This is a genomic window from Kutzneria viridogrisea DSM 43870, from assembly GCF_000525635.1.
Taxonomy (GTDB): domain Bacteria; phylum Actinomycetota; class Actinomycetes; order Mycobacteriales; family Pseudonocardiaceae; genus Kutzneria; species Kutzneria viridogrisea.
In genome coordinates this window covers 7,409,881-7,423,168 of the sequence record NZ_CP007155.1, presented here as the reverse complement: position 1 = coordinate 7,423,168, position 13,288 = coordinate 7,409,881, and the positions used below count along the sequence as shown (strand labels likewise).

At 71.7% G+C, this 13,288-nt stretch carries 1 protein-coding gene; it reads left to right on the top strand.

Annotated elements, in window-relative coordinates; all coding sequences use genetic code 11:
* The first annotated feature begins 8 nt into the window (after positions 1-8).
* Entirely contained in the window at positions 9-13,235 is a 13,227-nt protein-coding gene (locus KALB_RS48835) for a type I polyketide synthase (protein ID WP_025359806.1), read from the top strand.
* Positions 13,236-13,288 lie beyond the last annotated feature (53 nt).

Sequence of the window (13,288 nt, the reverse complement as noted above, 5' to 3'; positions counted from 1 at the left end):
AGACACAGATGACCAAGCCCGCCGACAAGGTGGTCGAGGCACTTCGCGCCTCGCTGAAGGAAGTCGACCGGCTGCGTGAGCGCAACCGCGAGCTGGTGGCCGCGGCCAGTGCCCCGATCGCCGTCGTCGGCATGAGCTGCCGGTTCCCCGGTGGCGTCAGCTCGCCCGAGGACCTGTGGCGGTTGCTGCGCGAGGGCGGGGACGTGGTCTCGGACTTCCCGACCGACCGCGGTTGGGATCTGGACGCGCTGCGTGGGGACGATCCGTCCCTTTCGGACAGCAGCCACTCGATTGGCGGCGGTTTCCTCTACGACGCCGCCAAGTTCGACGCGGGCTTCTTCGGCATCTCGCCCCGCGACGCCCTGGCCATGGACCCGCAGCAGCGCCTGCTGCTGGAGGGCACCTGGGAGGTCTTCGAGCGGGCGGGGATCGACCCGGCCACCCTGCGCGGCAGCCAGACCGGTGTGTTCGTCGGCCTGATCAGCCAGTACTACGCGGTGGCGTTGCAGAACTCCGGCGAGGACCTGGCGGGCCACTACCTCGCGGGCAACACCGCCGCGATCGCCTCCGGCCGCCTGTCCTACACCTTCGGGCTCGAAGGTCCTGCGGTCACCGTGGACACCGCGTGCTCCTCCTCGCTGGTGACCCTGCACATGGCCGCGCAGGCCCTGCGCCAGGGCGAGTGCTCGCTGGCCGTGGCCGGTGGCGTCACCGTCATGTCCACGCCCGCCGCCTTCGCCGAGTTCAGCAAGCAGCGCGGGTTGGCCCCCGACGGCCGGTGCAAGGCGTTCGCGGACGCCGCCGACGGCACGGGCTGGTCCGAGGGCGTCGGCATGTTGTTGCTGGAGCGCCTTTCCGACGCTCGCCGCAACGGTCACCCCGTGCTGGCGGTGGTGCGTGGCTCGGCGGTCAACCAGGACGGTGCGTCCAACGGCCTGACCGCGCCGAACGGCCCGTCCCAGCGCAAGATGATCCGCAAGGCCCTGGAGAACGCGGGCCTGAAGGCCTCCGATGTGGACGCCATCGAGGCGCACGGCACGGGCACCGTGCTCGGCGACCCGATCGAGGCCCACGCCCTGCTGGCCACCTATGGCCAGGACCGCCCGGCCGACCGCCCGATCCTGCTCGGCTCGGTCAAGTCCAACCTTGGCCACACCCAGGCCGCGGCCGGTGTGGCTGGTGTGATCAAGTCGGTGCTCGCGCTGCGCCACGGGGAACTGCCCAAGTCCCTGCACATCGACAAGCCCTCCGAGCAGGTGGACTGGACCACCGGCAACGCCCAGCTGCTCACCGAGAACACGCCTTGGCCGGTCACCGACCACCCGCGCCGCATCGGCGTGTCCGCCTTCGGCGTGGGCGGTACCAACGCGCACGTCATCCTGGAGCAGGCCCCCGAGGAGGAGGCCAAGCCGCAGCAGCGGGTCACGCCCTCCGTGCTGCCGTACCTGGTGTCCGGCCGCACCGCCGCCGCGCTCCAGGCACAGGCCGAGCAGCTCGCCGGGTTCGAGGCCGACCCGGTCGACCTGGCCTACTCCCTGGCGACCTCGCGCGCGACCTTCGAGCACCGGGCCGTGTCCTTCGACGGGTTCGACAACCCCGTGACGGGTGTTGCCACGCCTGGGCCGCTGGCGTTCCTGTTCTCCGGGCAGGGTTCGCAGCGCGCGGGCATGGGCCGTGAGCTCTACCAGGCTTTTCCCAAGTTCGCTGGATCTTTGGACGAGGTGCTGGCGCACTTCTCCAATGATCTGAAGAACGTCATGTTCGGCGACTCGGAGCTGTTGCACCGCACCGAGTACACGCAGCCGGCGTTGTTCGCGATCGAGGTCGCGCTGTACCGGCTGTTCGAGTCCTGGGGCGTCAAGCCCGACTTCCTGATGGGCCACTCGATTGGTGAGCTCGCCGCGGCCCACGTCGCGGGGATCCTGTCGCTGGAGGACGCGGCGAAGCTGGTTGCGGCTCGCGGCAAGCTGATGGGCGCGCTGCCCGCCGGCGGCGCGATGGTCGCGATCCAGGCGACTGAGGACGAGGTCCTGCCCCACCTGACCGATCGGGTGTCGATCGCGGCGATCAACGGTCCGGACTCGGTGGTCGTCTCGGGCGACGAGGACGCGGTTGAGACTGTCGTCGCGAACTTCACCGAACGCAAAACGCGCCGCCTGACCGTCAGCCACGCGTTCCACTCGCCGCTGATGGACCCGATGCTGGACGAGTTCCGCAAGGTCGCGGCGGACTTGACCTACGCCGAGCCGCAGATCCCGGTGGTGGGCAACACCGAGGGCGACCCGACGACTCCCGAGTACTGGGTGCGGCACGTTCGTGAGGCCGTGCGGTTCCACGCGGGCGTCGAGCACCTGCGCAAGCAGGGCGTGACGAAGTTCCTGGAGCTTGGGCCGGACGGTGTGCTGTCGGCGCTGGCTGAGGGCACGCCGACCCTGCGCAAGGGCCGTGACGAGAAGCAGACGGTCCTCACCGCGCTGGCCACCCTGCACGTCAACGGCGTGCCGGTGGACTGGGCGCAGTTCTTCGAGGGCAGCGGGGCCACCCGCATCGACCTGCCGACCTACCCGTTCCAGCACCAGCGCTACTGGCCCACCCCGCGCGAGATCGAGGAGATCGTCGCGGGTGGCGGGGCCGACGAGGGCTTCTGGCGTGCCGTGGAGCAGTCCGACCTGGCCGCGCTCACCAGCGATGCCGAGGAGCAGGCCTCGCTCGGCGCCGCCCTGCCGGTGCTCAGCGCGTACCGCAGGCGCCGCGACCAGCAGTCCACCGTGGATGGTTGGCGATACCGGGTCAACTGGAAGCCGTTCACGGCCAGCGGCGAGCTGACCGGCACCTGGCTGCTGATCGACCCCGAGCGCCAGGGCGAGCAGGTGGCCCAAGCCCTCACCGAGCACGGCGCGACGGTGCACACCGAACCGCACGCCGAGGTGACCTATCAGGGCATCGTGTCCCTGCTGGCGCTCAACGAGGACACCGGCCTGGCCGCCACGCTGCGGCTCATGCAGGACCTGCCGACCGAGGCGCCGCTGTGGGTACTGACCAGGGGCGCGGTCTCGGTGGGCAGGTCCGACCGGCTGACCAGCCCGGCGCAGAGCCAGGTCTGGGGCCTGGGTCGCACGATGTCGCTGGAGCACCCCGACCGCTGGGGCGGCCTGATCGACCTGCCCGCCGACCTGGACGCGCGGGCGCGTGGCCGACTCGCCGCGGCGCTGGCCGGCGCCGGGGACGAGGACCAGCTCGCGCTGCGCCCGGCCGGGCTCATGGTGCGCCGCCTCGTGCACGCACCCGAACTGACCGCCACCGCAACGGGTTGGCGGCCCGAGGGCACCACGCTGATCACCGGCGGTACCGGCGGGCTCGGTGCCCAGGTGGCGCGCTGGATGGCCGAACACGGTGCGGAGCGCCTGGTGCTGACCAGCCGCCGTGGCGCGGACGCACCCGGTGCGGCCGAACTCGCCGCCGAACTCGGTGACCGGGTGCGGATCGTCGCCTGCGACATCGCTGACCGCGAGGCGGTGGCCGAACTCCTTGCCAGCATTGAGGACCTGCGCAGCGTCGTGCACGCCGCGGGCACCACGACCTTCACGCCGCTGGCCGAGATCACGCCGGAGGAACTTGCCACGCTCGGCGCCGCCAAGGTCCAGGGCGCCCGGCACCTGGACGAGCTGCTCGCCGACCGTGAACTGGACGCCTTCGTGCTGTTCTCCTCCATCGCCAGCACCTGGGGCAGCGGCGGCCAGGGCACGTACTCGGCGGTCAACTCCTACCTCGACGGGCTCGCCGAGCAGCGCCGATCCCGCGGCCTGGCAGCGACTTCGCTGGCCTGGGGTCCGTGGGCGGGCGCGGGCATGCTCGCCGACGGTGAGGCCGAACTGCGCCGCCGCGGCCTGCTCGCGATGGCGCCCGACCTGGCGCTGTCCGCGCTGTTCCAGGCAGTCGCCAGCGGCGAGGCCACGCTGACGATCGCGGACATGGACTGGGCGCGGTTCCTGATGGGCTACACCGCCGCCCGGCCCCGCCCACTGCTGGGCGAGCTGCCCGAGGCACAGCGCCCCGTGGCGGCCGCACCCACCGAGACGGCCTCCCCGCTGCGCGAGCAGCTTGCTGGACTGCTCGGTCCGGAACGCGACCGCGTGCTGCTGGAGGTCGTGCGCGAGCAGGCCGCCGCCGCACTGGGACATGCCTCCGCCGAGGAGATCGAGCCCACCAGGGCTTTCCGCGATCTGGGCTTCGACTCGCTGACGGCCGTGGAGGTCCGCAACCGGCTGACCGCCGTCACCGGCCTGCAACTGCCCTCCTCGCTGGTGTTCGACTACCCGAACCCGCTGGTGCTGGTGGACCACCTGCGTGCCGAACTGCTCGGCACCGACACGGCCCCGGCCCGCACCGAGCCGGTCACCGCCGCGCTCGCCGACGACCCGATCGCCATCGTGTCCATGGCCTGCCGCTTCCCCGGTGGCGTGCGCAACCCGGAAGACCTGTGGCGCTTGGTGTTCGAGGGCACCGACGCGATCTCCGGCTTCCCTGCCGACCGCGGCTGGGACCTGGCCAACCTGTACGACCCGGAGTCCACCCGGCCAGGCACCAGCTACGCCCGTGAGGGCGGCTTCGTCTACGACGTGGACCAGTTCGACCCGGTCTTCTTCGGCATCTCGCCTCGTGAGGCCCTGGCGATGGACCCGCAGCAGCGGCTCCTGCTGGAAACCTGTTGGGAGGCCGTGGAACGCGCGGGCATCGTGCCCGGCTCACTGCGCGGCGGCACGGGCGGCGTGTTCATCGGTGCCTCGAACAGCGGTTACGGAACCGGGATCTGGGACCCCAGCGACGAGGCCGCCGCGCACCTGCTGACCGGTACCGCGGCCTCCGCACTGTCCGGGCGCATCGCCTACACCCTCGGCATGGAGGGGCCGGCGGTCTCGATCGACACCGCTTGCTCCTCCTCGCTGGTGGCACTGCACCTGGCCGCGCAGGCCCTGCGCGCGGGGGAGTGCTCCGTCGCGTTGGTCGGCGGCGTCACCGTCATGGCCACCGCGGGCGGGTTCATCGAGTTCAGCCGCCAGGGCGGACTGGCCCGCGACGGCCGGTGCAAGCCGTTCTCCGCGGGCTCCGACGGTACGGGCTGGGGCGAGGGCGCGGGCATGCTGCTGCTGGAGCGGCTGTCCGACGCGCAGCGCAACGGCCACCCGGTGCTGGCGGTGGTGCGTGGCTCGGCGATCAACCAGGACGGCGCCTCCAACGGCATGACCGCCCCCAACGGTCCCTCCCAGCAGCGGGTGATCCGCGCCGCGCTGGCCAGTGGCGGGCTCACACCGTCCGATGTGGACATCGTCGAGGCGCACGGCACGGGCACCGTGCTGGGCGACCCGATCGAGGCGCAGGCCCTGCTGGCCACCTACGGCCAGGACCGTGCCGAGCCGCTGCCACTGGGGTCGATCAAGTCCAACTTCGGTCACACCCAGGCCGCCGCGGGCATGGCCAGCATCATCAAGATGGTGATGGCCCTGCGCAACGGGGTCATGCCCAAGACGCTGCACGCCGACGAGGCATCCGAGCACGTGGACTGGTCGGCCGGGCAGGTCGAGCTGATCACCGAGACGCGGTCCTGGCCGGAGACCGGCCGCCCGCGCCGCGCCGCCGTGTCCTCCTTCGGCCTCAGCGGCACCAACGCGCACACGATCATCGAGCAGGCCCCCGCCGCTGAACAGGTCGTCACCGAGTCGCGGGCGCCCGAATCGGTGCCGCTGTTGGTGTCCGGCCGGAACTCCGCGGCACTGCGGGACCAGGCCAAGCGTTTGCTGTCCCTTGTGGACAGCCGTCCCGTGGACCTTGGCTACTCGCTCGCCACCTCGCGCACGTCCTTCGAGCACCGGGCGGTCGCCTTCGACCTCGACGCCCTGCGTTCCCTGGCCGCCGGTGAGCCAGTGCCCGGCGGGCTGGTCACCGGCTCGGTGGTCACCGGGTTGTCCGCCTACATGTTCTCCGGTCAGGGCTCGCAGCGCGCGGGCATGGGCCGCGAGCTGTACGAGGCGTTCCCGGTGTTCGCCGACGCCTTGGACGAGGTGTTCGCGCACATCGACCTGCCGCTCCGGGACGTCATGTTCGGTGAGTCGGAGCTGCTGGACCAGACCGAGTACACGCAGGCCGCCCTGTTCGCCATCGAGGTGGCGCTGTTCCGCCTGCTGGAGTCCTGGGGCCTGCGGCCGGACTACCTGATCGGCCACTCGATCGGCGAGCTCGTCGCGGCGCACGTCGCCGGGGTACTGTCCCTTGCGGACAGTTGCCGACTGGTGTCCGCGCGGGGTCGGCTCATGCAGGCCCTGCCCGTCGGCGGGGCGATGATCGCCATCCAGGCGACCGAGGCCGAGGTGGCCCCGCACCTGACCGACCGGGTGTCGATCGCGGCGATCAACGGCCCGGACTCCGTTGTGGTGTCGGGGGACGAGGACGCGGCGCAAGCGATTGCGGACCGGTTCGCGGACCGCAAGACCCGGCGCCTGCGGGTGAGCCACGCGTTCCACTCCCCGCGCATGGACGACATGCTCGCCGAGTTCCGGCGCGTCGCCGAGCAGCTGGTCTACTCGGCCCCGACGATCGCCGTCGTGTCCAATGTGACCGGTGAGCTGGCCACGGAGCTGGACACGCCGGAGTACTGGGTGCGGCACGTGCGCGAGGCCGTGCGCTTCCACGACGGGGTCACGTTCCTCACCGGGCGCGGGGTCGCCCGCTTCCTGGAGATCGGACCGGACGGGGTGCTGTCGGCGCTGGCCGGTGGCGTGCCCGTGCTGCGCAAGAACCAGTCCGAGGTCCGTGCCCTGCTCGCGGCCCTGGCCGAGGTGCACGTCACCGGCTGGTCCCCGGACTGGGAGCAGGTCTTCGACGGCTGGGGCGGCCAGCGGGTGGACCTGCCGACCTACGCCTTCCAGCGGCAGCGCTACTGGCTGGAGCCCTCGGCCCCGGCGGAGTTCGCGCGGCCCAAGTCCACTGTGGAGTCCTGGCAGTACGAGGTGGTCTGGAAGCCGATCACCGAGCCGTCCAACCCGGAGCTGACCGGGCGCTGGCTCGTGGCGGCCCCTGGTGCCGACGAACTCGCCGCCACGGTCATCGCGGGTCTGGAGCAGCGCGGGGCCGAGGTCGTGACGGTGCCCGCTGGCGGCACGCGCGAGGAGCTGGCGGCCCAACTGTCCGATATGGACGTCAGCGGTGTGCTCGCGCTCACGGAGAACCTGGCGCTGGCCACGGTCGTCGCGCTCGCGCAGGCCTTGGGCGACGCTGGGGTCGAGGCCCCGCTGTGGCTGGCGACCCGTGGCGAGGACCCCGTGCAGTCGGCCGTGTGGGGCCTGGGCCGGGTTGCCGCGATGGAGTACCCGCAGCGCTGGGGCGGCTTGGTCGACCTCCCGGAATCCGTTGACGCCAAGGCAGTCGACCGGCTTTGCGGGGTGCTGGCCGGGCTGACCGGCGAGAATCAGGTGTCCGTTCGGAACTCGGGCCTGTTCGCCCGCAGGCTCGACCACGGTACGACCGTGGAGCGGACCGACTGGAACCCCAGCGGCACCGTGCTGATCACTGGCGGTACCGGCGCGCTGGGCGGGCACGTCGCGCGCTGGCTCGCCGACAACGGGGCCGAGCGCCTGGTGCTGACCAGCCGCCGTGGCATGGCGGCCGAGGGCGCCGCCGAACTGGCGGCCGAGCTCGGCGACCGCGTGACGATCGCGGCTTGCGACGTGGCGGACCGCGATGCCCTGTCCACGTTGCTGGACGGCATCGAGGACCTGACCGCCGTGGTGCACGCGGCTGGTGTCGTGGACGACAGCATCCTGGACTCGGTGACGCCCGAGCGGCTGGATGCCGTGCTGCGGCCGAAGGTCCAGGCCGCGCTGAACCTGGACGAGCTGACCGCCGACCGCGAGCTGGACGCCTTCGTGCTGTTCTCCTCCTTCGCGGGCACCTTCGGCGGCGCGGGGCAGGCCAGCTACGCGGCGGCCAACGCGGCACTGGACGGCATCGCCGAGTCGCGCCGTGCGCGCGGGCTCACCGCGACCTCGATCGCCTGGGGCCCGTGGGCCGAGGGCGGCATGGCCGCACAGGACGCGGTGACCGAACGACTGCGCCGCACCGGAATGTCCCCGCTGGCACCGGAACTCGCCGTGACCGCACTGCACCGCGCGGTGCGACTGGGCCTGGCCCAGGTCACGCTGGTCGACATCGACTGGGTCAAGCTCGCGCCCACCGTCGGCGCGCACACCCTCAAGCTCGTCTCCGACCTGCCCGAGGTCCGCCAGGCGCTGAGCAATGTGGAGCGGGTGGATGCCGACGAGTCGGCGCTGCGCGGCAAGCTGGCCGGACTGTCCACTTCGGACCAGGTCAGGCAGCTGCGCGAGGTGGTGCGCGGCATGGTCGCCACCGTGCTGGGCTTCGGCTCGGCCGAGGAGATCGACCTGGCCAAGCCGTTCCAGGAGCTGGGCTTCGACTCGCTGATGGCCGTGGAGCTGCGCAACGGGCTCGGCGCCGTCACCGGGCTGAGCCTGCCCGCCACGCTGATCTACGACTACCCGACCTCGGCCGACCTCGCCGAGTACCTGCGCGGTGAGCTGCTCGGGGACGCGCGGGCCGCCGCACTGGTGACGGCCAGCGCCGCCAACGACGAGCCGATCGCCATCGTGGGCATGAGCTGCCGCTTCCCTGGCGGGGTCGACTCGCCGGAGGCGTTGTGGCGCCTGCTGGAGCTGGGCGAGGACGCGATCACCGAGTTCCCCGCCGACCGCGGCTGGGACCTGGGCTCGCTCTACGACGCCGACCCGGACAGCGCGGGCACCTCCTACGTGCGCGAGGGCGGTTTCCTCGACGGCGCGGGCCGGTTCGACCCGGCCTTCTTCGAGATCTCCCCGCGCGAGGCCCTGGCCATGGACCCGCAGCAGCGGCTGCTGCTGGAGGTCAGCTGGGAGGCCATGGAGCGCGCGGGCATCGACCCGAGGTCGCTGAAGGGCAGCCAGACCGGCGTGTTCGCCGGGACCAACGGCCAGGACTACGGCATCCTGCTGCACCAGTCGGCTGAGCGGCTGGACGGCTACATGGCCACCGGCAGCTCCGCCAGCGTCGTGTCCGGGCGGCTGTCCTACACCTTCGGCTTGCAGGGACCGGCCGTCACGGTGGACACGGCCTGCTCCTCCTCGCTGGTGGCGCTGCACCTCGCGGTGCAGGCCCTGCGCGCGGGGGAGTGCGAGCTGGCACTGGCCGGTGGCGTCACCGTGATGGCGACCCCGGCCGTGTTCGTGGAGTTCAGCCGTCAGCGCGGTCTCGCGCAGGACGGTCGGTGCAAGGCCTTCTCCGACAGCGCCGACGGAACGGGCTGGGGCGAGGGTGTGGGCATGCTGCTGGTGGAGCGGCTGTCCGATGCGCAGCGCAACGGGCACCCGATCCTGGCCGTGGTCAAGGGTTCCGCGGTGAACCAGGACGGTGCGTCGAACGGTCTGACCGCTCCGAACGGTCCTTCGCAGCAGCGGGTCATCCGCCAGGCGCTGGCCAACGCGGGTCTTCGTCCGTCCGATGTGGACGCTGTGGAGGCGCACGGCACGGGCACGACGCTGGGCGACCCGATCGAGGCGCAGGCCTTGCTCGCCACGTACGGCCAGGACCGCGAGGCTCCGCTCTGGCTGGGGTCGATCAAGTCCAACGTCGGCCACACCCAGGCGGCCGCCGGTGTTGCCGGTGTCATCAAGATGGTGCTGGCCATGCAGCACGGCGTGTTGCCGCAGACCTTGCACGTGACCGAGCCTTCGTCCCATGTGGACTGGTCGGCGGGCAAGATCGAACTGCTCACGGCCGCGCGGCAGTGGGCCAGCCCGGTACGGCGCGCTGGCGTCTCCTCCTTCGGGGTGAGCGGCACCAACGCGCACGTCGTGATCGAGCAGGCACCCGCTGTCGAGGCCGCGCCCGCCGCTGAAGACAAGGTCGTGCCGTGGCCGCTGTCGGCCCGCAGCGAGGCGGCCCTGCGCGAGCAGGTCGACCGCGTGCTGGCCGGTGCCACCGGGCAGCGCTCCGTGGACGTGGGCTACTCGCTGGTGAGCGGCCGTGCGGCGCTGGAGCGTCGCGCGGTGCTGATCGGTGATGTGCAGGTCGAGGGCACGGCCGATGTTGAGGGCAAGCGGGTGTTCGTGTTCCCGGGTCAGGGTTCGCAGTGGGTGGGTATGGCGACTGACTTGCTTGCTACGTCGACGGTTTTTGCTGAGCGGATGGCGGAGTGTGCTGTCGCGCTGGGTGAGTTCGTGGATTGGGATTTGTTCGAGTCGCTGAATGACGCGAAGGCGTTTGAGCGGGTCGATGTTGTGCAGCCGATGTCGTGGGCTGTGATGGTGTCGCTGGCTGAGGTGTGGCGTGCGCACGGCATTACGCCGGATGCTGTGGTTGGCCACTCGCAGGGTGAGATCGCGGCGGCCGCTGTTGCTGGCGCGCTGACCCTTCAGGACGCGGCCCGGGTTGTTGCCCTGCGCAGCAAGGCCATTGCCGACGTGTTGGCGGGCAAGGGCGGCATGGTGTCGGTGGCGCTGCCGCTGGCTGAGGTCGAGCCGCTGTTGAGCGACAAGGTCAGCATCGCGGCGTTCAACGGTCCGTCCTCGATTGTCGTGGCGGGTGACCCGGCGGCGTTGGACGAGTTGGTGGCCACGCACGAGCGGGCTCGCAAGATCCCGGTGGACTACGCCTCGCACACCGCTCACGTGGAGCTGATCGAGGACAGGCTCGCCGAGGTCCTGGCGCCGATCCAGCCGCAGTCCAGCGAGGTGCCGTTCTTCAGCACGGTGACCGGCGAGTGGCTGGACACCAGCGCCATGGACGCGGGCTACTGGTACACCAACCTGCGGCAGACGGTGCAGTTCGAGACGGCGATCCGCGGACTGGCCGAGAGCGGGCACACGGCGTTCGTCGAGGTGTCGTCCCACCCGGTGCTGACCTCCGGGGTCGGCGACATCGTGGACGGCGTGGTCACCGGCACGCTGCGGCGCAACGAGGGGACTGCGGTCCGCTTCTACGCCTCGCTGGCGGAGCTGTGGGTGCGGGGTGTGGAGCCGGACTGGTCGGTGGTGTTCCCGGCCGACGCACGGCGCGTCGACCTGCCGACCTACCCGTTCCAGCGGCAGAACTACTGGCCCAAGCCCGCGGTGCCGACCGAGCAGACCGGGGCCGACCCGGTGGACGCCGCGTTCTGGGCGGCCGTGGACAACGGGGACCTGGGCACGCTCGGCCTGGACGACGCCGACCTGCTCACCGGGGCACTGCCCGTCCTGTCCAGCTGGCGCCGCCAGCAGCGTCAACAGTCAACTGTCGACAGTTGGCGGTACCGGATCACCTGGAAGCCCGTCACGGCCACCGGCAAGCTGACCGGCACCTGGCTGGTCGTGGCCCCACAGGGTGCCGACACGAGCCTGCTCGACGGCAGCGGGGCCGAGGTCGTCACGATCACGGTGGACCCGAACACGATCGACCGGGCCCAGTTCGCCACCCTGCTGGTGGCCCACGCCCCCGCGGGCGTCGTGTCCCTGCTCGGTCAGGACGAGCAGCCGCACCAGGACTACCCGGTGCTGCCCCGTGGCGTCGTGAGCACGCTCGCGCTCACCCAGGCCCTGGGCGACGTGGGCATCGAGGCCCCGCTCTGGCTGATCACCAGCGGCGGCGTGCTCACCGGGCGGCCGGGGGAGCGGATCAGCCCCGCGCAGGCGCTGGTGTGGGGCATGGGCCGGGTCATCGGCCTGGAGCACCCGCAGCGCTGGGGCGGCCTGATCGACCTGCACGAGCACGCACCCGAACCGCTCTGGAGCGCGCTGACCGGCGAGGAGGACCAGCTCGCCCTGCGCGGGGCCACGGTGCTGGCGCGCAGGCTGGTGCACGATCCCGCCGCCAACCGGACCGCAGTCCGGAACTTCGCCGCGCAGGGCACGGTGCTGATCACCGGCGGCACCGGGGCCATCGGTGGGCACCTCGCCCGCTGGCTGGCGGGCAACGGGGCCGAGCATCTGGTGCTGACCAGCCGCCGTGGCCGGGACGCCGACGGGGTGTCCGAGCTGGAGGCCGAGCTCACCGCGCTGGGCGCCCGCGTCACCGTGGCGGCCTGCGACGCGGCGGACCGGGACGCGCTCTCGGGGCTGCTCAAGTCGCTGGAGGCCGACGGGGACCCCGTGCGCGCCGTGGTGCACGCGGCGGGCGTGGTCACACCTGCCGCACTGGCGGACACGACCGCACAGGAGTTCGCAGCGGCTGCTGAGGCCAAGGTGGCCGGTGCGGTCAACCTGGACGAACTGCTCGCTGACCAGCAGTTGGACGCCTTCATCCTGCTGTCGTCCAACGCGGGTGTGTGGGGCAGTGGCGGCCAAGCGGCCTACGCGGCCGCCAACGCCTTCCTCGACGCACTGGCCGAGCAGCGACGTGCACGCGGTGCTACGGCCACTGCGGTCGCGTGGGGTGCGTGGGCCGGTGGCGGCATGGTGGGCACTGAGGAGGACGAGCAGCGACTGCGCAAGCGTGGCGTGCGTGCGATGGACCCGAAGCTGACGGTCGCCGCGTTGCAGCAGGCCATGGACCTGGACGAGACGTTCCTCGCCGTGGCCGACGTGGACTGGGAGCTGTTCACGCCCGGGTTCACCATGGCCCGGCGGCGCCCCCTGCTCGACGAGCTGCCCGAGGTGCGGCGTGTGCTGGACGCCGTGCCGGAGGCCGTCGAGGGCGAGTCCACGCTGGCCGAGGAGCTGGCCGGGCTGCCCGCCGCGCAGCAGGAGCGGGTCGTGCTCGACCTGGTGCGGGAGCGGGTGGCCGCGGTGCTCGGGCACGCGGGCAAGGACGAGGTGGACCCGGTCCGGCCGTTCAAGGAGCTGGGCTTCGACTCGCTGACCGCCGTGGAGCTGCGCAACCGGCTCAACACGGCCACCGGCCTGCGGCTGGCCGCCTCGCTGGTGTTCGACCACCCGACCCCGACCGCCCTGGCCGGGCACGTGCTCAACGAGCTCGGCGGTGCCGCCGGGCAGGAGGTGAACCTGTTCACCGAGCTCGACCGCATCGAGCTCGCGATTTCAGCAGTTTCCCCAGACGATGGCGCTCACCCCCTGATCACCGCTCGACTTCGGACCATGCTGGCCAAGTTGAGTGACATCGGGGAGAAGACGGAAGGCGCCACCGTTGCGGACAAGCTCGACGCGGCCACGGATGACGAGATCTTCGAGTTCATCAACAAGGAGCTCGGCAGGGGATAGTCCAGCACCGGCGAACCTGCGCGGTGCCCAGCGCGCACAGGCAAGGTTCCCAT

Excerpts from the sequence above, each read along its gene's own strand:
- KALB_RS48835 (WP_025359806.1), top strand. The coding sequence starts at position 9 with ATGACCAAGCCCGCCGACAAGGTGGTCGAGGCACTTCGCGCCTCGCTG.